16 protein-coding genes are annotated in these 23,906 nt (G+C 35.5%); 7 read left to right on the top strand and 9 right to left on the bottom strand.

Annotated elements, in window-relative coordinates; genetic code table 11:
• Positions 1-64: 64 nt before the first annotated feature.
• Positions 65-2,380 (bottom strand): reprolysin-like metallopeptidase, encoded by a 2,316-nt coding sequence (locus EG358_RS08905; RefSeq protein ID WP_076562251.1) that lies wholly within the window; start codon positions 2,378-2,380, stop codon positions 65-67.
• A 280-nt stretch (positions 2,381-2,660) separates the two neighbouring features.
• Here EG358_RS08905 and EG358_RS08900 point away from each other — a divergent pair, with 280 nt between their 5' ends.
• Positions 2,661-3,569, top strand: coding sequence for a DUF4349 domain-containing protein (locus tag EG358_RS08900; protein WP_076562252.1), 909 nt, complete (start codon positions 2,661-2,663; stop codon positions 3,567-3,569).
• A 269-nt stretch (positions 3,570-3,838) separates the two neighbouring features.
• Complete coding sequence (locus EG358_RS08895; protein WP_394337935.1) at positions 3,839-4,756, top strand: IS982 family transposase; 918 nt, start codon at positions 3,839-3,841, stop codon at positions 4,754-4,756.
• Positions 4,757-4,763: 7 nt separating this feature from the next.
• Here EG358_RS08895 and EG358_RS08890 read toward each other — a convergent pair whose 3' ends face one another.
• A complete protein-coding gene (locus EG358_RS08890; RefSeq protein ID WP_076563139.1) occupies positions 4,764-5,120 on the bottom strand; it encodes a hypothetical protein in 357 nt (118 codons plus the stop codon).
• 24 nt (positions 5,121-5,144) lie between these two features.
• Positions 5,145-6,284, bottom strand: a complete 1,140-nt coding sequence (locus EG358_RS08885) for an acyl-CoA dehydrogenase (protein WP_076563137.1) — start codon at positions 6,282-6,284, stop codon at positions 5,145-5,147.
• A 241-nt stretch (positions 6,285-6,525) separates the two neighbouring features.
• On the opposite strand from EG358_RS08885, the gene EG358_RS08880 reads away from it, so the two are divergent.
• Positions 6,526-8,304 (top strand): AMP-dependent synthetase/ligase, encoded by a 1,779-nt coding sequence (locus EG358_RS08880; protein ID WP_076563135.1) that lies wholly within the window; start codon positions 6,526-6,528, stop codon positions 8,302-8,304.
• Positions 8,305-8,675: 371 nt separating this feature from the next.
• Here EG358_RS08880 and EG358_RS08875 read toward each other — a convergent pair whose 3' ends face one another.
• Together EG358_RS08875 and EG358_RS08870 are read right to left on the bottom strand one after the other, a co-directional pair.
• Positions 8,676-9,452 carry a zinc ribbon domain-containing protein gene (locus EG358_RS08875; RefSeq protein ID WP_076563133.1) on the bottom strand — a complete coding sequence of 259 codons (777 nt, stop codon included), beginning with the start codon at positions 9,450-9,452 and terminating at the stop codon, positions 8,676-8,678.
• A gap of 2 nt (positions 9,453-9,454) precedes the next feature.
• A complete protein-coding gene (locus tag EG358_RS08870) occupies positions 9,455-10,552 on the bottom strand; it encodes a Nif3-like dinuclear metal center hexameric protein (protein ID WP_076563131.1) in 1,098 nt (365 codons plus the stop codon).
• 57 nt (positions 10,553-10,609) lie between these two features.
• Between EG358_RS08870 and EG358_RS08865 the strand changes: the two genes are divergently transcribed.
• Together EG358_RS08865 and EG358_RS19640 are read left to right on the top strand one after the other, a co-directional pair.
• Positions 10,610-11,437: an ion transporter gene (locus EG358_RS08865; protein WP_076563129.1), complete on the top strand. Its 828-nt coding sequence runs from the start codon at positions 10,610-10,612 to the stop codon at positions 11,435-11,437.
• 44 nt (positions 11,438-11,481) lie between these two features.
• Positions 11,482-11,643 carry a hypothetical protein gene (locus tag EG358_RS19640; RefSeq protein ID WP_159436402.1) on the top strand — a complete coding sequence of 54 codons (162 nt, stop codon included), beginning with the start codon at positions 11,482-11,484 and terminating at the stop codon, positions 11,641-11,643.
• Positions 11,644-11,791: 148 nt separating this feature from the next.
• On the opposite strand, the gene EG358_RS08860 is transcribed toward EG358_RS19640, so the two are convergent.
• Both EG358_RS08860 and EG358_RS08855 read right to left on the bottom strand, forming a co-directional pair.
• A complete protein-coding gene (locus EG358_RS08860) occupies positions 11,792-12,736 on the bottom strand; it encodes an ISAon1 family transposase (protein ID WP_115596394.1) in 945 nt (314 codons plus the stop codon).
• A gap of 28 nt (positions 12,737-12,764) precedes the next feature.
• Complete coding sequence (locus tag EG358_RS08855) at positions 12,765-13,118, bottom strand: ISAon1 family transposase N-terminal region protein (protein ID WP_076561346.1); 354 nt, start codon at positions 13,116-13,118, stop codon at positions 12,765-12,767.
• 282 nt (positions 13,119-13,400) lie between these two features.
• On the opposite strand from EG358_RS08855, the gene EG358_RS08850 reads away from it, so the two are divergent.
• Positions 13,401-13,916, top strand: a complete 516-nt coding sequence (locus tag EG358_RS08850) for a hypothetical protein (protein WP_076563081.1) — start codon at positions 13,401-13,403, stop codon at positions 13,914-13,916.
• A gap of 79 nt (positions 13,917-13,995) precedes the next feature.
• Entirely contained in the window at positions 13,996-14,880 is an 885-nt protein-coding gene (locus tag EG358_RS08845) for a hypothetical protein (RefSeq protein ID WP_123890065.1), read from the top strand.
• A gap of 134 nt (positions 14,881-15,014) precedes the next feature.
• Here the strand turns inward: EG358_RS08845 and EG358_RS08840 are convergent, their stop codons facing one another.
• Entirely contained in the window at positions 15,015-18,680 is a 3,666-nt protein-coding gene (locus EG358_RS08840) for a fibronectin type III domain-containing protein (RefSeq protein WP_159436400.1), read from the bottom strand.
• A 366-nt stretch (positions 18,681-19,046) separates the two neighbouring features.
• Positions 19,047-23,714 (bottom strand): DNA polymerase III subunit alpha, encoded by a 4,668-nt coding sequence (gene dnaE, locus EG358_RS08835; protein WP_076563075.1) that lies wholly within the window; start codon positions 23,712-23,714, stop codon positions 19,047-19,049.
• Positions 23,715-23,906: the final 192 nt, after the last annotated feature.

Genomic DNA, 23,906 nt, shown 5'->3' with positions numbered 1-23,906 from the left:
TTATAAAAAATAAAAACCGTTAAGTGTATTGCTTAACGGTTTTATTGTTTCTAAGATGATCATTCTATTTATTCAGCATAAGTAGCTTCTTTACAATTTTTTCACCTTCCAATTCAACTTCAATCATATAAGCACCGCTTGGTACATTTGTTAAATCAACTTTCTCAAGATGATCACCAAAGAAAAGTCGATTTCTTTTAGGAATAACAAGCTTTCCATCCATTGCATAAACTGTATACGTAAATGAATACGGAGCAAGAGGTCTTAGTCTAGGTAAATCTAATTTAATATAAACATTACCATCGTTTGCAGGAATAGGATAAATCATCAATCCCTGATAAATAGGAGAAGGAGGAGCTCCTGGAGTTTCTGGATCAGGTGGTATTATAACAGCAGAAGAATTAATGGTAAAGTTCTGTAAATTGACATTAAAAAAGATATTATTTAATCCTTTTACCATAATTCTGGCGGTATTATTAATCATTCCAAGCCCGCCAGGAACTGTATAATTATAGGTACCATTATTGGGTGCACTAGCTACCAAAACTGTAGGCCAGGTAAGCCCACCATCTTTTGATAAAAGAATTGTAACGTTTGATGCACTTACAGGAGCTGCAGTAGTGCCGGCAACGTTCCAAGTAATTGCATATGATTGACCTTCGTCCCAAACAACTCCTGCTGTATTTTGTGAAGTTACTGTAAACGGTCCAGCAGCAGCATTTACTGTTACTACCATATCATCAGAGTTATTTCCAGAACCTCCCGCTCTGTTATCACGAGTGGTAAATCTAAAATTATATGTTCTTGCAACATTAGATAAAGCTTCTACAACAATAGGTGAAGCCGTACCGGCAGGACTTGAAGATGTAGTTGCTCCTACAAGTGTTCTATCTAATGATGGAAAATATCTGATCGGAACTGTTTGTGGAGTATATGATCTGAAAGTAGGACCCGATGCTTTCGTTGCGGTTGCTGCAGAATTCGCTCCTGTTTGCCCAGTAACAGCATTATCCATTTGTTCCCAGATGTAAGTTAAAGCATCTCCATCCGTATCAGTACCCGTTCCTGTAAGCATAAACGGTGTTCCTTTAGGAATAGTATAATCTAATCCCGCATCAGCTGTAGGAATTGTATTTCCGGTATTTGTGGTTACCGGGCAAGTTTTTGTTTTAATATTATTTGTAATCTGCTGAATGCTTACAGCATGAAAAAAGGGATCTGAATGCATTGCTACATTTTGATCTGTAATACCAGCATATCCCATAATTGTAGACCCTGAGCCAGGTTCCATGTTTACGCCAGTACCTTCTAGACTCATTGAAAAGGTATGGTTCCCGCCAAACTGATGTCCCATTTCGTGCGCAACATAATCAATATCGAAACTATCTCCAACCGGCGCTGTGCTTTGAGTAAAGCCAGAACCTTTTGCTTGTGTAGTATTGGTAGCGGGATTTACACATATGCAACCAATACAGCCAGCATTCCCGTTATTACCAGCAGCATTAAACACATGGCCAATGTCGTAGTTATCATTTCCAATATTAGCTGTTAATGTTTGTTGCAACTGTAAATTCAAATTTCCTGTATAAGGATCTGTAGCTGCATTGGTGTAGATAACAGAAGTAGTATTCGCAATAATTACCATTCTTGCTGCAAAGTCTTTTTCAAAAATCCCGTTTACACGTGTCATTGTATTGTTCATTGCAGCTAACGCTCCCGCTACTGTTCCTCCAAAATAGGTAGTATATTCCCCTGTACAAGATAAAGCCAGTCTGAAAGTTCTCAATTTTCCATCATCAGCGTTTGGTCTTGCCGTAAGGCTAGAATTATCAATTCCTTTTTGGGCAACATCCAGAACGGTACATTCGAACTTATCTAGACTTTCTTTTTTGTCTGATTTTTTATAGACAACATACGTTGAAAGATCTTTTGTATAAGGTTCTATAAAAACAGCTGATTTATTGCCATATATTTCCATTGAAGATAAGCCCAATGGTGAAATACTGAAGTAAACAGTAGAACTGGCATCTTCAAGCCCAACCCCCACGTAAGATCTAATATCAGGATATTTTGCAGCTAATTCAGGATCAAAGTTTGAGTTTTCTCTTACTTTAAAACTTTCGAGTATCCCATTAGAATTTGGAAAAGATATGACAATGTCTGATTTTCCTTTAACAGCAAATCTTTTAGGTGCTTTAGACAAAACATTTTTTAATTTGTCAAAATCAAGACTATAGATTCTCGGGTGAAGAATATTGGTTTTATTTTCGAATATTTCCGAATTGTTTTTTTGAGACACTTCCTTCCAAAATCGGCTTGTTTGTGCTAAAAACATATTGGAAATAAGAAATAATCCCATCACAAGTAGATGTTTTTTCATATATTTTTTTATTTTTTTTTAAATATTAAAAAGGTATAAGTTACATTTCAAAGAATAATTTGTGAAAGTCTCAAAAAGCAAAGATAATTATTATTACATTTCCAATGATTGATTTCTTTTAACATTTTTAACATTTAAGTAAATTATTTGTAAAATAACTAAAAGCAATTTACAATTTATTGATTTTCAACTGCATAATAATTTACCAAAACCATACATTCCATTTACAATCTTTACAAAAAATTCATTCCTAATTTTACTTCAACAAAAAAATAATCTTATGAAAAAGTTCATTGTAATAGCTGCAGTATCAAGCGTATTTGTAATGTGTAAAAAAGGAGAAGCAACACAATCTCAGCTGGAAAATGCAATCAGCACAGCAGATAGTACTGCTGCGAATGTTGGTGAGAAAATCAATTCTATTAATAATGAAGCAGAAGCCGTATTCGATTCTGCCAGTATTAAAATTAAAGATTTCGAAGAAACAAAAAGCGAGGCAGTTCAAAAGATGGAAGCTACCTCAAAAAGCGTCGATTCTTTATCCGACAAAATAAGCAGTATGAAGTTGGAATCAAAATCTGAAAAGAAAGATTCTCTTCATAAAATAGTGGTGAATGTTCCGGCTCCGAAAGTCATCAAAGAAACGAAAATCATTTATAAAGACAAGCCTAAAAAAGTAGAAACTATTTCTTTAAACAAAATGCAGAAAACAGGAGTTTTGGAACTTAATGTAAACGATGCAGAAACGGCTAAAGAAACGGTAAAAGAATTGGTGAAAAAATATGACGGATTTGTAAAAAGTGAAAATATATCTCTCAATAATAACGATACCAAAATTGCTTATCTGAAAGTAAAGGTTCCGATTCAGAAATTTGATTATCTGATGGATGATTTGAGTTTTAATATCGGAAATGTAGAAAATAAAGGAATCGATGTGAGCGGACAAGATTTCGTAAACAACACGCTTTGCGATATGGAAATCACCCTGTACGGAACTTCAGAAACCGCGCTTGCCAAAAACAAACCTGAAACATTTGGCGGAAAATCTCTTGCTGCAGTATCTTCCGGATGGAATGTAATCACTTCTATTTTTCTGTTTATTCTTCCGCTTTGGCCACTTTTTGTAATTGCCGGAATTGGTTACTATTTCTACAAAAAAAGAAGCAATAAACCATCTGAAAACCAATAAAAACAGATGAAAATCAAAATTTAAGTAAATTTTAAGAAAAGAATTGATAAAGTTTAAGTTTTTCCTTTTAAATTTATCATATCATAATTATATAAAAATTGTGATTTGGTGTAAAAGAAAAGGCTCTCAACTGAGAGCCTTTTCCATTATTTCATATTTACTATCTTAACCTGAGTTCGGGATAAGAGTTGAAAATAAATTTGCAATAAAAAGCAATAATTCGTACATTTAAGTATCTAACATTCAAATGTTTAAACGAATTATTGCTTATGATTCTGAAAGACCAAATTACAAATATTTTTGTACAAGTTGACGATTTTTGTAAAGAATTTGATTCCCAAATCAAACAAATGAAGTTTCAGGCGCTGGGAGATCAAAAGAAGAGAAGAAACAGAAGATCTATGATGTCCGATTCTGAAATCATTACCATCATGATCGGTTTTCATCTCGGTGCACACAAAACATTTAAGCATTACTACCAGGAAATAGTGTGTGGCTACTGGAAAAATTTGTTTCCAAAAGCCCTTTCCTACAATAGATTTATAGAACTTCAGCAAAGAAGTTTTGTGGTTTTTGCATTGTTTCTGAAAGAAAAATGTTTGGGTAAATGCACGGGAATAAGCTTTATGGACAGTACCACTTTGAAGGTTTGTAGAAACCAAAGGATACACAATCATAAAGTTTTCAAAGGTTTGGCAGAACGCGGAAAATCTTCAATGGGCTGGTTTTATGGGTTTAAACTGCATTTGGTTTGTAATGAAAAAGGAGAACTTCTATCTTTTTATTTAACGAAAGGAAATGTTGATGACCGAAATCCGAAACATATTAAAAAAATGACAGAGCAGCTTTTTGGAAAACTCTTTGCCGACAAAGGATATCTTTCCAAGGCTCTCTGGGAGATGCTTTTTGCTGATGGAATCCAGCTTTTCACAAAGCTTCGTAAGAATATGAAAAATCATATCATGAAAATGGAAGACAAGATTTTGCTTCGAAAAAGAGCCATCATTGAGACGATAAATGATGAATTAAAGAATCACTGCCAAGTGGAACACACCAGACATCGAAGCGTGAATAATTTTATGATGAATATTTTGGGAAGTCTTTCAGCATATTGCTTTTTCCCAAAAAAACCATCATTAAACTTGAAAAAAGTAAATGATGGTCAATTATTTTTAAGCTTTCTTTAACCCGAACTCAGGTTATCTTATCTACAACATATCTTGTGTTTCCTCGCCAAGGTAACGATCCGTTGTATTCTTTGTAGTGAAGATCAAAGGTTTTACCGCTATTAAGCTCCAGTTGTTTGAAGACTTCGGGATCAGATACAGAAAATTCAAACTCATAGCTTGTAATTGTTCCTGTTTTGCCTTTTCCAAAACCTTCCTGAATCAATTTGCCTTCGTACGTTTTGAAAACATACCCTTTTTTGATGGCATAATTGAGATATCCTGATTTCACGCCTTCTCCGAAAACGAAGAAAAACTTGTACCAGACAAAAACTCCCACTAGAAGCAAAACTACTCCCAAAGTAATCCACAAAGATTTTTTCATAAGATAGTGTTTGATGTTTTTAAATTATTTTGCGATACTTCTAGAAATCACAATTTTTTGGATTTCAGAAGTTCCTTCGTAGATCTGAGTGATTTTTGCATCACGCATCATTCTTTCTACGTGATATTCTTTTACATATCCGTATCCACCGTGAATTTGTACAGCCTCGATCGTTGTATCCATCGCAACCTGAGAAGCATATAATTTTGCCATTGCTCCACTTTCAGAAATATCTTTTCCGGCATCTTTCTCACAAGCAGCCTTAAAGCAAAGCATTCTTGCAGCCGAAATCTGAGTTGCCATATCTGCCAATTTGAAAGCAATTGCCTGATGATTGATAATTTCAGTTTTGAAAGCTTTTCTTGTCTTAGCATATTTTAAAGCCAGTTCGTAAGCTCCTGAAGCGATACCTAAAGCCTGTGAAGCAATACCAATTCTACCACCATTCAAAACAGCCATTGCAAAATTGAATCCGAAACCGTCTTCACCGATTCTGTTTTCTTTTGGTATTTTCACGTTGTTGAAAATCAAAGAATGTGTATCACTTCCTCTAATACCCAATTTGTCTTCTTTAGTTCCGATCTCGAAACCTTCCCAACCTCTCTCAACGATAAATGCGTTGATTCCTTTATGTTTTTTCTCAGGATCGGTTTGTGCAATTACAATATAGTAAGATGCAGTACCCCCATTTGTGATCCAGTTCTTGATTCCGTTCAAAAGATAGTAATCACCTTTATCCTCAGCAGTGGTTTTCTGAGAAGTTGCATCAGAACCTGCTTCAGGCTCAGATAAAGCAAAAGCTCCGATTACCTGCCCGCTCGCCAAAGGGGTAAGATATTTTACTTTTTGCTCTTCAGAAGCAAATTTTTCAAGACCGGCACACACCAAAGAATTGTTTACAGACATTACCACAGCTGCAGAAGCATCAATTTTTGCAATTTCTTCCATTGCCAAAACGTAAGAAACACTATCCATTCCTGCGCCGCCGTATTGTGGGTCTACCATCATACCTAAAAGACCCATTTCGCCCATTTTCTTCACTTGTTCGGTTGGAAATTTCTGCTCACGGTCTCTTTCAATCACTTCAGGTAATAGTTCGTTCTGTGCAAAATCTCTTGCTGCCTGCTGAATCATCAGCTGCTCTTCCGATAAATTAAAGTCCATAAAAATTTTCTATTATATGGTGGCTAATTTACACTTTTTAAGCAAATCTGAAAATAGAATGATAAATTAGGAGTTAATCAAGGTTTCGGGCACATTTGTAATTATTCAGAATATATTATTTTAATTTGAATTATTAAAAATATTATGGCATACATTTTATTAAATTCTAAACAATACGAACTAATTTTCAGAGTTAAAAAAAATTCTTATATTTAAAATCCTAACAATTATTTGAAAAATTATGTCAATCAAAAGATTATTCGATATACCTCACTACGCTCTAGACCATCTTCCTAAAAGCGATATGTTTGTCACCAAATACCATGGTGAATGGAAAAAAACATCTACGCAGGAATTTATAAATCAGGGAAATAAGATTTCGCGAGGTCTTTTGAAACTTGGTATTAAACCTGGTGATAAAATCGCATTAATCACTACCAACTCCCGTACAGAATGGGCAGTAATGGATCTTGGTCTCTCGCAGATCGGTGTAGTTTCTGTACCGGTTTATCCCAGTATTTCACCGGAAGACTATGAATTTATCTTTAATAATGCCGAAATCAAATACTGTTTTGTATCTGACAAAGACTTGCTTGCCAAAGTAATGAAGATCAAACATAATGTAGCAAGCCTGCAAGGGGTTTTTACCTTTGATAATGTGAGCGGAGCTGCCAACTGGAAAGAAATTTTAGATTTGGGTGAAGATGATTCTACACAAATTGAAGTGGAAGACCTTTCCAAAGCAATCAATACACAAGATCTTGCTACTTTAATCTATACTTCCGGAACAACAGGAAAACCAAAAGGGGTAATGTTGACGCATGAAAATATTGTCTCAAACGTTTTAGGATCACTTCCGAGAATTCCAAAAAAGAAAAGTCTTGATTATAAAGACACCAGAGTTTTAAGCTTTTTACCGATCTGCCATATTTTTGAGAGAATGCTGTTTTATCTTTTTCAATACAATGGTTTTTCGATCTATTTTGCCGAAAGCATCGAAAAAATGGGCGAAAATGTAAAAGAAGTAAAGCCTCATTACATGAGCGTAGTGCCTCGTTTGGTAGAAAAGGTGTATGATAAAATTTATAATACCGGATCTAATGCTGGCGGGCTAAAACAAAAAATATTCTTCTGGGCTTTACAATTAATCCAAAAAAAGAAAGAAGTATCAAAACCTTCAGGATTGAAGGAAATTATTGCCGACAAACTGGTTTTCAAAAAATGGAGAGAAGGTTTGGGAGGCGAGATTATCACTTTAGTTTCAGGATCGGCAGCTTTATCTACCCGATTGAATTTAATGTTCCAAAACGCAGGAATTCCTATTCTGGAAGGTTACGGGCTAACTGAAACTTCGCCGGTTATTTCGGTAAACTCGTTCGGAAAAATGAAAGTAGGAACTGTTGGACATCCTTTGGATAATTTAACGGTAAAAATTCAGGAAGACGGAGAAATTACCGTAAAAGGACCTTCTGTTTTTAAAAGCTATTTTAAAAATGATGAACAGACCAAAGAAACGTTTACCGAAGACGGATTTTTCAAAACCGGAGACATCGGTCACATCGACAGTGAAGGTTTCTTACAGATAACCGATCGTAAAAAGGAAATGTTTAAAACTTCCGGGGGGAAATATATCGCTCCACAAACGATTGAAAATTTAGCTAAAGCTTCGAAATTTATTGAGCAGATTATGGTGGTTGGCGACGGTGAAAAGATGCCAACCGCATTGGTACAACCCGATTTTGAATTTGCTAAAAACTGGGCAATGAGAAATAATTTAAACATCGGTACCACTCCGCAAGAGATTGCTAAAAGCGCTGAATTAAAATCCAGAATAGAAAAAGAGATTGATGACATCAACGAACATTTAGGAAACTGGGAAAAAATCAAGAAAATTGAGCTTACGCCAGAAGTCTGGGGAATTGAAGCAGGGCTTTTAACGCCTACTTTAAAGCTTAAACGTAAAGCAATTAAAGAAAAGTTTATTGATCTTTATAATAAGATGTATGAGCATCATGAATAAAATATAACCGCTTCTATTGAGGCGGTTTTTTTTGTTTTTTATTTAAACACTAATTGAACTAATCTTACATAAATGACACAAACTAAAACGGTGTGTTTGTTATTCAGAGCGAAACGAAGTGGAGCGTGGAATCTAAACTTAGAATTATATAAGCTTGTCGAGATTCCTACGGAATGACAAAGTGGCTGTAAATTATATTTTGGCCAAACCCTTTTCTTTGGTTAAAATTATTAAACGGGCTTTAACCCGCTCGTAGTGATACAACAAAATTCGTTTTATTTATGTTTAAATTAATTACAGTCAAAAAAAAGCACATAAAAAAAGCTGTCTCAAAATTTGAGACAGCTTTGTATTTTTAATTAAATGAGTAATTAGAATTTAATTACTGATTTCATTTTTTCAGTTTCTTCCATTACCAATTCGTCATCTACAAGAATTTTTCCTGAATGCTCATCAATAATGATTTTCTTTCTCTGAGCAATTTCCATTTGCTTCTGAGGAGGAATTGTAAAGAATGATCCTTTCGGAGCACCTCTTTCTAAACCTACAACTGCTAAACCTGTAGAAGAGCTCGATCTGATTCTGTGGTAAGAAGCCAACAATCTTTCGTCGATTTTAGCAGCAAATTCTTTAGACTTTTCAAGAAGATATTCTTCTTCTTTCTGAGTTTCAGATACAAGACCTTCCAACTCTTCTTTTTTGAATTTAAGGTGATTCTTCAGATCGTTGATTTTTGTAATCAATTCGTTTAAAGTTTCTTCTTTATGACCGATTTTAGCGCCAAATTCTTTGATTCTTTTTTCAGAAAGCTGAATTTCAAGTTCCTGATATTCCATCTCCTTTCCTAAAGCTTCAAACTCCTTATTGTTTCTTACATTATCCTGCTGAGACTTGTATTTTTCAATAAGTGCTTTTGCATGGTTGATCACCTCATTTTTGGTATTGATCTGATCATTCTGCTCTTTAATATCTGCATGAAATTTTTCGGCTCTTGTCTCAAGACCCTCAATTTCGATTTCAAGATCTTCAACTTCGATTGGCAATTCTCCTCTTGTGTTACGGATCTCGTCTAATCTTGAATCTATGATCTGTAAATCATATAAAGCTCTTAATTTTTCTTCAACTGAAATATCTGTTAAATTTGCCATATCTAAAGGAAATAATTTACTGGGTTTGTTTTTTCACTAGATTTTAAGATTGCAAATGTACTAATTTTTTGTGATAAAATTTCAAATAATTGTTGGGCAACCCATTGTTCTGATTCATAATGTCCTACATCACAAAGTAATATTTTAGATTCTGCCAGAAAATAATCATGATATTTGAGATCGCCTGTAATATAGGCATCACATTTATTGGCAAGTGCAGCCTTTATTCCGCTTGCTCCGGAACCTCCCAAAACCCCTACTCTTTTGATTTTTTTATCTGTAAAATCTGAATGTTTGATAACCTCAACATTAAATTTATCTTTAATAAAGCTCAGAAAACCTTTTTCATCCATTTCCTGATCAAATTCACCATACATTCCTAATCCTGAATACTGGTTTTCATTGTCTAAAGAATAAATCTGATGCGCTACTTCTTCATAAGGATGTACTTCCTTCATTGCCGCAATGATGCTGCTTTGCTTATATGCTTCAAAAATTACAGATATCATATTTTCATCTGCATTTTCTCTCACATTCTGCTGTCCGGAAAAAGGGTTTGAACCTTCGATTGGTCTAAAGGTTCCGTTTCCTTCAATTTTGAAGCTACATTCGTCATAAAAACCGATATTTCCTGCTCCAGCAGAAAAAAGAGCTTCTTTTAATTGTTCAGAATAATCATTCGGAACATAAACATCTAGTTGCTTTAAATTATTTTTTTTAGGCTGAAGGATTTTTAAATTTTTCAAACTTAAAGCATTACAAATTCCGGCATTTACTCCAAAATAATCATTATCAAAAGCCGTATGAATAGCGTAAATGGCAACTTTGTTTTCAATCGCCTTTAAAACAGCTCTTTCAACGTAATTTTTACCCGTAAGAGATTTTAAACCCGAAAAAATAATGGGATGAAAACACACCACAAGATTACAGTTCCTGGCAATAGCTTCATCAACCACATTTTCTAAAGCATCGTGACAAACTAGAACACCACTTACATTACGGCTCGGAAGACCGCACAAAAGCCCCACATTATCAAAATCTTCTGCCTGAGGCATCGCAATTTGCTTTTCTATAATAGAAATTACTTCTTTTATTGTCATTTTATTCTGTAAGTTTGTCACGAAATTAGTTATATTTAGTTAAAATAAAAAGCTCATATGGAAAGAGAGCATAATCTTGTTCCCGGAGATAAACTTTGGAAAAGGTTTTTGTACCGTGTCATTTACCGAGCAGATACAAAACTCGGGAAGTTTTTTGATATTGCACTTTTATCTCTTATTTTGGTAAGCACTTTCATTATCATGATGGAAAGTGTGCCTAAGCTTGATAAAAAATTCCATGTCTATTTCATTATTTCCGAATGGGTGATTTCTGTATTTTTCACTGTAGAATATTGGGCTAGAATTGCTGTTTTGAAAAATAAAAAGCATTATATCTTCAGCTTTTTTGGTATTATTGATTTTCTTTCGCTGGTTCCTTTTTATCTGAGTTTCTTTTTTCCTGTCACCAAATATTTCCTGATTTTCAGAATGCTCAGAATGCTGCGTGTCTTCAGGGTTTTCAATCTGTTGGATTTTATGAATGACGGTTCTGTGATTGTACGTGCTTTAAGGAACAGTTCACGAAAGATCTACATTTTTCTGTTATTTTTAATTATTTTCTCGGTCATCGTTGGCTCGTTGATGTTTATGGTAGAAGGCGGAAGACCTGGTTTTGAAACGATACCTCAATCTATTTATTGGGCCGTGGTAACGGTAACAACAGTGGGATACGGCGATGTTTCACCAATTACTCCGATGGGTAAATTTTTTGCAGTTATTTTAATGCTTGCGGGTTATTCGATTATTGCTGTTCCTACAGGAATCGTAACGGCAGAAATGAGGAACAAGAGACAGAATCTTGAGCTGATCTGTGAACGGTGCGGAAATGAAGATATTGACGATGATGCAAGGTATTGTAAACAGTGTGGCAAGAAATTGGCTTAATAGATTTATACAAATTTTATCTATTAACCAAAATCGACAAAATCATGGAGCCACAAAAGAAAAACAAGCCTAATAGTTTAGTACTTATTCTATTTGCTTTAGTTGTATTGATGATTATTATTTATTTTATTCTTGTTATGTTTTTCCCGACAGTTTTTGATCTTATGAATACGGGAGACATCAAACCGGTAACACCAGATAAATAAATTTTACAAAAAATAAAAATTAGGCTTTCCGAAAACGGGAAGTCTTTTTTATTTGGAATCAAGTTTTTATATCAAAAAAATGAAAGGGATTTTTAATATGGAAACTTTAATTGTAATCTAAATTCGGATCAATCACAAAACTTGGGGACTATGCAAAAAGTTTAGACAACCTGAACAGAAAAAATGCTTTATCCCGCACACCTCTTAATTGCAATCTGAAGTTTTTTATTTTCGCATTGAAAGACTCGGCGGAAGCATTCGTGCTTCTTCTTTCAAAATAATTGAGAATCTCATTGTAATGATTCATTATGGTTTTTCTGAGCACCGAGAAAGCTTTAAATCTTGATTCTTCCACCTCTTTGAACCAATGTGCCAGTTTCAACATTGCAACGGATTTTTGAATGTTTTGGTTGTAAATTTTCCTCAAGCCATCAGATAAATTGTACGCTTTTTCTAAATCAGGATATTGCGAGAATAAGATTTCAGCTCGCTGATTTTGCGATGCAGTCCATTTTTCTCTGGTTTTGTAGAGTAAATACCTGCTTCTTGCCAAAAGTTGCTTTCGGGTATCGCCATTTTCAAAAGTTTCAATCCCGGGGTTGTTTTTCTTTTCTTTTGCTTCCATGAGCAGGTTGTTTTCTTGCTCAATAGCTTCCCAACGGTGGCTTATCCTTAATTCCTGCAACGCTTCTATGGCTAATTTCTGGACATGGAATCGGTCGATAATTTGTGTGGCATTGGGAAAACATCTTTTGGCGATGAGCTTCATAGAACCTGCCATATCCAAAGTAATTCCTTTTACATTTAACCTTAGTTTTTTGTTGATTTTTAAGAGATATTCTATTACGGTATCACTGTTGGTTCCTTTGATAATGGCGACAATACTGCCTTTTCTGCCCCTTGCTTTTTTGGAGGTCAGAACAGTGTACAATTCGCCATCAGAAAGAGCAACTTCATCGAGAGATAGGTGGTGTGAGAGGTTTTCGGGATAGAGAATCCAATCCTCGGCGTGTGATTTTTGTTTCCAGTTTTTAAAATTGCTGATGCTTTGCTTGTATTGCCTTTGAAATTTCCTGCCATCCACGCCATACATCTCGCCAATGGTTTTACAGGGAAGCGCTTTAGTATCGGCTGATTTTTTTTAAGAACTCGGCAAAATCCTGTGTCATGCGGGTTCCTTTGGCAATGAGATTCCAATCTCTTTGGATGATGTTGCCGGTTTTTGTATCGGTCCATCTTCTGCGTTTGATGTGGAGTTTTACTGTTTTTCCACGAAGAGGAAAATCGTCAACGGTAATTTCCGGAACAAAACCTTTTGACTGCAATAACAGAGAAGAAAATTCTTTCGGAGCTGTATTTTTCTCGTCAAAGTAAATGTGGACGATTTTGTTTTCTTCTTCAACTTTTACAATCTCAAAATGCTCAATCAAGAGTTCAGGTAAAAATAATTTGAGGAGTTCGGCATCGTTTAACATTCCACAAAATTATCAATATTTTTTTATCCCCAACTTTTGAGATTGATCCCTAAATTCTGCTTTTGTAAAAAAGAATTTATGCTTATAAACAGTATTATGATTTTAGTTAAAAAAATCAAAAAAACGATAAATAAATTTTACATAAATAAAATAAATTTAAATAAAAACAAAAACATTTAACAATAAATAGTTTATTTTAATGAAAAATATTTATAAAAAAGAATTATCTATTGTATTTTATTCATATCTTTAAATCCTGTAACATCTATAAAAATTTCCTCTATGAGGAGAACAATTCAAAAGCACACTATTGTAAATACTTTATTGTTCTTACGAGATAAATTAATTTATTTGGTCATCATTTTTTGTAGTCTCGTCTTTCCGGCTCAACTTTATATTTCTGACAGTACCATCATTACCAACATCCATGAGATTCACGTTGTAAAATTAGACACCACTGTTGTGGTTAGCAAAAATAACGTTTCAAAAAACAGAAAGTTAAAACCAAAGTCAGTCATTAACGCTAAAATAATTAAACAAGTAAAATTAAAGGCTGTAAATCCACCTGATCAGTTTTACCGTAATAATACTTCAAATTACTTCGTCTATAGAAGAGGGAAAAGCCAGGAAGCCATCACACCTACTACACAATCTAGTCAATGGATCGCTCTTTTGCACAGCATAGATTTACATTGCTGCTTTACTGATGATGAGTGTTCAAATCTTACAAAATATAAAGAAAATAATACAATTTCTTTTTTTGATAAAATAACTTTAGCCAGGCCGCCTCCACAATGATAATTTTATCATTCATCAAAAAACTTTATTTAAAAACTTTTTATTAAAAAAAATGAAAAACATATTATTGATTTTAGGATTGGTATGCGGTATAGCATTCACCAATGCGCAATATGTTGCGCAAGACAAGACTGTAGGGGTAAACACCGCCCTACCGGGTTCTACAGTACAAGTTAAAGGATCTATTGCCGGAGAATACACAAGTATATCAGCAAATACCTACACCTTATTAGATACAGATTATTACATAAATTGGTCAGGAACCGCAGATGGAACCTTTACATTACCAACGTCATCTGCTACAATTGACAAGACGGGAAGACTATATTATGTCACTAATAAAACTGATAGTTTTAATTTAACCATTAATACCAGCGCAGGAGAACTTATTGATGATAAAAGCACCATCACTCTTTTACCTTTTCAATCGGCACTGCTTGTAAAAACTTCTCTTAATGCTACCTCTGGAATTACTTACAGATTGGTGTCTATTACTCGCGCCAATTTAGCGTATATTCTTTCGGTTTCTTCATCATCTTCTATACCGTACACACAAGGAATTGCAGAACCATTAGGCTTTACATCTAATGATTTAAATACCTATGCTGGAGACATTGTACTTGGTACAGGTCTATGGACATGCCCTGCATCTGGTATCTACAGAATAGAAATACAAGAGACTGGTAGATTACCTGGAACAAACGTATCGGCACACAGAGTAATCTACATCAATAAAAATTATAATGATGGAGGAGTAACACCAACAGGATCAATAAGCGAGCAATATTATACGATGACTATTCTCGCAATTAGCTCACTTCAGACATCAGGTGCTACTGCAATTGTAACAGTACCGATGAAAAAAGGGCAAACCATACAGCCTTTTGGAGTACTTTGTAATGGTTGCGGCGCTAGCACAATGAGCTCTGTTAACCGAAAAATGATCATTACCAGGGAGTATTAATCAACATATATTTACCAAATAAAATCAGGCTTTCCGACAACGGGAAGTCTTTTTTATTAGTATTAAGCATGACTTGTAACTAAAAAGAGAGGCTGATCAATTGACCAGCCTCTTATAAAGAAATTTGAAATAAATTATTTTTTGATTGCTTTGATCGTTTGCTTAGAACCATCTTTCATATTCAGAATAACTAAATACATTCCTGAATTTAATTCTCTTAAATGAAGAGTAGATTCCGGCTTATCAAAGGTCTTTACCAATTTACCTGAGATATCTACTACCGAGATAGATTTCACATTGCTTACGTCTGAAATATTCAAGACATCAGCAAATGGGTTTGGATATGCTTTGATATTGTTTTTAATAGCTCCCACTTCAGATGTTCCAAGACATGCAGCAGGATCTGCTGTAACAGCTACTACTTGTCTTGCAGATTCACAATTAGTTCCAACAATAAAATTGTAGAATAAATAATATCCAGTCGTTACATTACTTCCTCCGGTTAATTTAAAATCACCTTGTCCGTAAGGGAAAGCCTGTCCTACCGAACCAGAAGCACTATAGTTTCTGTAATAACTGCCAGCACCTTCAATTTTAAACCTGTATACACCTGGGCTTAATACAATATTAAGAGGTACAGTCTGTGGTGTCACCCCTCCACTTGCAACATTCGAAGTGAACGGTATCGTATAAACTGCGGTTGTAGCCGTACCTAAATATACTCTAATAGAGCTCTGACTACCTACTGCACCAGGAAACACATCAACACTTTGTACAGTAACCGGTGTATTAGTCACTGTGGCTTCCATATAAAAACTTGTGCTTGCAGAAGTTGTTCCTCCATTTGTCAATACTCCTGGATTTGCTGCTCCCACAGCTTCAGTACTCCCTGTAGATGCGGTTACCCAATAGTTAGTATTAGTTGTTAAGGCTGGTGTTGTAAATGAACCTCCTGTTGATAAAACAGTACCATTAGTAGCTGCATCATACCATTTGATTGTAGCTCCCGTAGCTGCTGTAGCAGAAATAGTTGCTGTATTTCCAGGACAAATAGTTGCTCCTGTAGTTGAAAGTAACGCAGGTGGCTGACATAATGTACTAAATGATGTAATCGCAGTCCAAACACTTCTATCAGTACCGATACATACAGATCTTACCCAAACAAAATACCCTGTAGAAGATGTTAAACCTGCAATTGGAGCAGAAGCTGTAGCAGAAGTTACAGAATTTGTTGCGTTTAAAACTGTAGACGAAGTAGGTGCAGTACTTGAAGTACTGTAATACACTTCATATCCGTTAGATGGAATAGTCGTAGGAGCAGTCCAAGATACAGTAGCTCCTGATGATGTGATAGAAGCAGTAGCAACGGTCACTGCTGTTGGCGCAAAACATGAAACCAAAGTGGTAAAGGATGCAGATGACGTCCATACACTTCTATCAGATCCCGTACAAGCCGATCTCACCCAAACATAGTACATTGTAGCAGATGTTAAGCCCGTTATTGGAGCAGAAGCCGTAGCAGAAGTTACAGAATTTGTTGCATTTAAAACTGTAGAAGAAGTAGGCGCTACATTTGAAGTACTGTAATACACTTCATATCCGCTAGAAGGAACAGTCGAAGGAGCAGTCCAAGATACAGTAGCTCCTGATGCTGTGATAGAAGCAGTAGCAACCGTTACTGCAGTTGGTACAAAGCATGAAGGCAAAGTGGTAAAAGATACAGATGATGTCCATACACTTCTATCAGACCCCGTACAAGCCGATCTCACCCAAACATAGTACATTGTAGCAGAGGTTAAGCCTGTTATTGGAGCAGAAGCTGTAGCAGAAGTTACAGAATTTGTTGCAGTTAAAATCGTAGCAGATGTAGGTGCAACATTTGATGTGCTATAATATACTTCATATCCATTAGACGGCGCAGTAACAGGAGCCGTCCACGAAGCTGTAGCTCCTGACGCTGTAATTGAAGCCGTAGTAACTGTCAATGCTGTAGGCTCACTACATGAAGGAGATACATCTATATTAATATCATCCACATACAGCCTATTCATATTAGCTGCAGAATAAGCCTGAAATCCAAAATAATATATTCCCGTTGTTGCTGGTATAAAATCAATAAATCCATTTGCAGCTGTAGAGTTAACCACATTTGGATAATCAGCAAGTGTAGTTGTCATAGCTGTATTCGTTGCCGAAGTACCATATGCTACTTTTAATTTTTCAGGAAACGATGCGGCACTTGCATTACCATATTTATATTTAATTCTATAGCTTACACCTGCGGTAAGATTAATACCTTGAGTAAAAAACCAAGTATTTGCTGCATTTGAACTGTTATAAGTATAGTTCAATACGTTTCCAGTAAATCCGCTTGTTCCTCCTGGACTATAAGTAATCCAAGTATTTCCACTTCCGTAATTTACAGCAGTAGTACAAGTCGGTAAAACCGGCGCTGTAACATTGGTAAAGTCTAATGTATAAGGAACATTAGTACTTACACAATATGTTGTAAAAGAGGAAACAGCGGTCCAAACACTTCTATCCGTTCCTACACAAACCGATCTCACCCACACATAATATGTGGTGCCTGATGACAGTCCACTTATTGGGGAAGATGTCGTGGTAGAAGTTACAGAATTTGTTGCATCTAAAACTGTAGAAGAAGTAGGAGCTACATTTGAAGTACTATAATACACTTCATAACCATTAGCCGGAGCCGATAAAGGCGCAGTCCACGAAGCAGTAGCTCCGGACGTTGTAATAGATGATCCTATAATTGCCAAAGCTGTAGGAGCGATACATGTTGGAGGCGTCCATGTAAAAATCAAACCACTACTTGGTACTACGGCACCACCAGTAGCTGCAGCTCCTCTAAATGGAATAGTAGAAGCACTAGATGTTCCAGCTGTAGTCGCTGACCATCCGGTTGTTGCCGTTCCGGTACGGTTATTATAATCTGAAGATGTAATTAATCCTTTTAAACCAACCTCTACTGCGCCAGAAGTAGTTACTTGAGTCGATGCAGTATTATTATAAATAGTCTGAATTACATTTGTTCCTTCATATAATTTAATTTGAAAATTTAATAAATCCCCACTTCCACCATATCTTGCAGAATTTTTCCATTGTACTGTAAGCACTCTCGAACCTACAGTCCCAGTTGTAACATAAGAAATATTATCTGACTCTGCAAAAAAAACACTCGCAGAAGTGGAACTAGAGGTTGCATTAGCGGACATGGTAATAGCAGTACCAGAAACTGCTGTTACAGTTGTTCCTGCAGGAATACCTGTACCTAGTATACGCATTCCTACTACTATATTACCTGCCATTCCGGTACTAGTCCCCGTTAAGGTAATAGTAGGAGAACCAGATGTACGAGTAGCACTTGTAGCTCTTAAACCGCCGACTAGATCAATTCCAAAAGCAGAAATGAGATCATCCGTACTTGTAGTTGTAGTTGAAATTGGAGTTCCATAAGCAGCAGCTGCTAACGTACCAGTAGTTGAACCTAGTTTTATGTAACCATCTGTTCCAATATAAAAACCATCATAAGCTACACCTCTGTAACTAAAGCTAAAACCAATAGGAAAAGCATTATAAGTTCCCGAAGAAATTGTTCCGCTAAGACCACCAGTTCCATTGTGAAATAATTGGGAATCAAATCCAGAAACAGCAGTAGACAACAGTTCCATGTTAGTACCTCCGGTAATTGGGGTATACGTTCCGGTGGATTGCCCGAAAGCGTAAGTAGATACCGCTTGAGCATTTAAGCTCGTCGTGGTTGTTAAAAAAGCCATAAGCATCATATAATACTTACTGTGCAATTTCAACTTTTCTTTTAAAAAAGAAAGTTTTCTCATATTCAGTTAAATTAAGTTAAGGGCTAAAATTAACAAATATTAATATTACAAATACAACTATATTCAATTTATTTTTAAATATTTATTAACAATAAGCTAAAAAAAATGAAATATCATTAAACAAGCATTTAATTAAAATCATGTCACAAAAAATTAAAATACTATATATCAACAGATTACACCTGTCCGAAACCCTACCTATTTAACTAATTTATATCGAATTTTAAAAATCACTGCGTATAAAAAAAGAATCGCAATCTAAAGGAGATTGCGATTCTTTTATTCTTGTTATTTACAATAATATCAGTTCAGATAAAAATCATATTTATTAAGAAGCTGAATATTTTTAATTAATTCTCCGTTCAGATTCACTGTATGCTTCATCGATTGAACTTCAATATGAGAATCATCCTCGATATTTTTAATGTAAAATTTAAACTTTTGACTGCCCTGATTTTCACTCAGAACATTTCTAAAGAAACTTAGATCTTCCGGTCTGAAATCCATCACATCCATCACAAGCGAAATACTTTTGGCAAATTTCTCAAAGGCTTCCTGTAATTCAATCACTTCATTTACATTAACGAACACTCTACCGTCTTTTACCTGAGCAAATTTTATTTTTAAAATCACAAAACGCTGCACTTCAAGTTTTTCCTTAAGCTTCATGTAATCACGGTCTCCCAATCTGAAAGAATATGACCCGGAATAGTCTTCCAACGTTACAAATGCTACTTTTTCACCGCTTCTGAAACCATCTTTTACAACATATTCCGTAATTAATCCAGCAACGGTGTATTCTTTACCACCACCACCGTTTTCTCTTTCTTTTTGTAAAGTTTTCCAGTCTTTTTTCTTTTCTTCAAACAATTCTTCCTGCTTATTTGCAAAAGCCTGTTCTTTATAAGCATCTACCTCATCAAGGTTCAAAAATCCAAAAACGCCCTTTGGTTCAGCTTTTTTTGTTACTTCTTCAATAATTTCTTCTTCACCTGTTGCTAATTCGTCTGATACAATTTCAATTAAATCAGCGACCTCATCCACAGAATCTTTTTCAAGAATCGGTACTTCATCTATTACGACTTTTGCTTCCTGATCTTTTTCCAGAACAGATTTTTTAGATAGACTTCCCTGCATAAATTGATACTGAAATTTAAACTCATCCAGCGGATGCGCAGAAAGATAGAAACCGATCGTTTCTTTTTCTTTATTTAATTTATGCATATTTGGCCATTCCGGGCAAGGTGCCAATTTTGGCTGTTCAATTTGTACCTCCTCAGCAAAATCTGCAAAAAGAGAATGTTCCATCTCGTTTTTACTTTCCTGAAAGCTTTGTCCGTATCTTATCAGTCTTTCCAGATTGGTTCTTCCTGCCATGTCAATATCAAAATATTGGCCTCGGTGGAAAGAGTCTAATTCGTCGAAAGCACCAGCTACAACTAAACTTTCAGCCACTCTTTTGTTCATCTGAGAAGGCAAAATTCTTTCGAAGAAATCATAAATATTTTTAAATCTTCCGTTTGCTCTTTCTCTGGTAATTCCTTCACTTGGTCCTTCGCCAATTCCTTTGATCGCCCCCAAACCAAAACGAATCTGACCTTTTTCGTTTACTGAAAACTTATATTGAGATTCATTCACATCAGGTCCCAAAACATCAACACCCATACTTTTACAATCTTCCATAAACATGGTAATCGATTCTGTGTTGTTAATGTTGTTACTCATCACACTTGCCATATATTCTGCAGGATAATTTGCCTTTAAATAGGCTGTCTGATAAGCAATTAAAGCATAGCAGGTAGAGTGAGACTTGTTGAAAGCATATTCAGCAAAGGCTTTCCAGTCATTCCATATTTTTTCTAATCTTTCTTCATTGAGATTGTTTTTTCTTCCACCTTCAATGAATTTAGGATACATTTTATTAAGAACCTCGATCTGTTTTTTACCCATCGCTTTTCTCAAAGTATCGGCTTCACCTTTCGTAAAATTGGCCAGTTTTTGAGACAAAAGCATTACCTGCTCCTGATAAACGGTAATCCCGTAGGTCTCCTTTAAGTATTCTTCAGTTTCGGGTAAATCATAGACAATTTCTTCAATACCATGCTTTCTGTTGATAAAGTTTGGAATATACTTAATCGGACCCGGTCTGTAAAGGGCATTCATGGCAATCAAATCGGCAAAAACTGTAGGTTTCAGCTCACGCATATATTTTTGCATCCCCGGACTTTCATATTGGAAAATCCCAACCGTTCTTCCTTCCTTAAATAACTGATAGGTCTTAGCATCATCCAAAGGAATTAAATCCGGATCGATATCTACATTATGTCTTGCTTTAACAATTTTTAAAGCATCTTTAATGATCGTCAATGTTCGAAGACCCAAAAAGTCCATCTTCAAAAGTCCGGCACTTTCAGCCACCGAGTTATCAAACTGAGAAACTAAAATATCGGCATCTTTCGCAGCAATCGTCACCGGAACCAGATTACTTACATCTTCCGGCGTAATAATCACCCCACAAGCATGAATTCCGGTATTCCTGATGCAACCTTCCATCTTCTTTGCACTAGCCAAAACATCATGACGCGCATCACCTGGAGTATTAAGAACATACTTCATCTCATCGACAAGCTGCTGCTCTTCAGGCTTTAACTTATCGTATTTAGACAAAGCTTTGGCAATATTCATCCCGGGACTTGGCGGAATTAATTTTGCAATATTATTGGTATCAGGAATTGGGAGATCTAAAACTCTTCCCGCATCTTTGATGGCAGATTTCCCACCTAAAACTGAATAAGTAATAATCTGCGCAACCTGATTTTTTCCGTATTTTTCAACAACCCATTTGATGATTTTATCACGTCCTTCATCATCAAAGTCGATATCAATATCGGGCATAGACACCCTTTCAGGATTCAGAAATCTCTCGAAAAGGAGATCATATTTAATGGGGTCAACATTGGTAATTCCGATCGTATAAGCTACTGCAGAACCTGCCGCAGAACCACGACCTGGACCGACCCAAACTCCCATCTTTCGGGCTTCATTACAGAAATCCTGTACGATCAAAAAGTAACCGGGATACCCTGTATTGGCAATAACTTCCAACTCAAAATCAAGACGTTCTTTTATTTCAGGAGTAATTCCTGTAGCTTCATATCTCTTTTTTGCACCTTCGTAAGTTAAATGCGTCAAATAAGCCATTTCCCCACGTTTTCCCCCATCGACATCGTCTTCAGCATGAATAAACTCTTCGGGAATATCAAATTTAGGCAAGAGAACATCTCTTTTTAAAGTGTAAGGACTAAATTTTGCCGTAAATTCTTCATACGCATCGAATGCATCGGGATAATTTAGAAAAGCTTCTTTTATTTCATGTGAATTCTTAATATAATATTCTCCTGTTGCCAAACCTCTTCTTTTCCCAAATCCTTTTCCAACAGGCGTTGTCAGCTTTTCACCATCTTTTATACAACTTACAATATCCTGAATATTAGAATCATCTTTATTGGTATAATAAGTTTGATTCTGAGCTAATATTTTTACCTGATACTTATCGGCAAAATGTAATAAAACATCATTCAAATGCTCTTCTTCTGGTAATTTATGGTTTTGAATCTGAACATAAAAATCATCCTCAAAGGTATCTTTCCACCATTTGAAAAGCTCTTCCCCTTTTTGCTCACCTGTATTTAAAATAGCATCAGGAATATCTCCGTTGATGCCTGAAGTTAAAGCAATCAACCCTTCTTTATATTCAGCAATTAATTCTCTGCTAATTCTTGGAACTCCGAAATAAAACCCTTTTAAAAATCCTATACTCGAAAGTTTCGCCAAATTTTTATATCCGTTAAAATCTTTTGCCAGCAAAACCACCTGAGTTCTTCTGTCGGGGTCATCTTTTGTAAATTGCTTTTGCTCATATCGGTCTGAAATATAAAATTCACACCCTACAACTGGAATCAAAGGTTCAGAAACTGGCTCGGTCTCATTAAATTCGGCTCCGTTTTCTTCGGCTTCCTGTTTTTTAGCTAAAAATTCTTTATGCTTTTTTGCACGGTCAGAGTTAGCAGATTCCACAGCAGAAACAAATTTGAAAGCGCCCATCATATTTCCAAGATCGACCATGCCGACTGCCGGGAAATTTTCTTCGGAAGCTTTCCTTATTAAATCATTAATACTTGAAGTCGCCGTCAGTGTTGAAAAAACACTTTTATTATCAAAATTGAAATATCTTCCTAAGTCAATATCATCAATACTTCCTACATCAGACTGCTTTTTCTTATTGTTAAAATCTGCAACCTGTCTTCTGATAATAATTCCAAAAGGTTTTATAGGATTCGGATGCAGCGTTTTAAAGTACGCCAACTGATCTTCCGAAGTTTTTAAAACCTCAGCAGGAATAATCCCGATTCTCATCATTTCGAAGAAAACCTGAGCCGTTGCATTTACATCGGCTGCGGCATTATGGGCTTCATCAAATTTATGACCGTATAATTTCTCATATAATTCTTCCAGTTTTGGAGACTTATATCTACCTCCACGACCGCCTCCAAGTTGACAATAATCCGTACCCAAAATCATGGTATCGGCTTTTGGTTTTTCCTGAAGATGATCCTGAATATTTTTTCTAAAAAATTCAGCGCCTACAATATTATAATCGAACTCTACATTGTGTCCGGAAACTACTCTCACCCGCTCTAAAACTTCAGAAAATTCTTCTAAAACTTCCTTGAGATCACGACCTTCTTCATTGGCAATCTTCGTTGTAATTCCGTGAATTCTTGCGGCATTAAATGGTATATCATACCCTTCCGGCTTTATTATATAATCCTGATTTTCAAGCAAATTACCATTATCATCATGCAATTGCCAGGCAATCTGAACCATTCTTGGCCAGTTGTCTGAATCTGATAATGGAGCGTTAAAATTTTTTGGTAAACCTGTGGTTTCTGTGTCAAAAACTAAATACATGTATTTTTACTAGCTTTTAATTTAAAAAGAGAATGTAAAGTTACTTCAATTTTTGTTATTATCCTTGATAACTGCTTACTTTTAAAACCTCTATTTCTTTTTCAGAAATTCGCTACGAAACAATGAAATTAAAAACAATGCAACATAATAAAACAAATGTTTTCTTATTAATTCAACAATATTAATTTATAA

It is taken from the genome of Chryseobacterium indoltheticum (assembly GCF_003815915.1).
Lineage (GTDB): Bacteria > Bacteroidota > Bacteroidia > Flavobacteriales > Weeksellaceae > Chryseobacterium > Chryseobacterium indoltheticum.
Note: the sequence above shows the minus strand (reverse complement) of the source record. Positions and strands in the feature narration are given on the sequence as shown.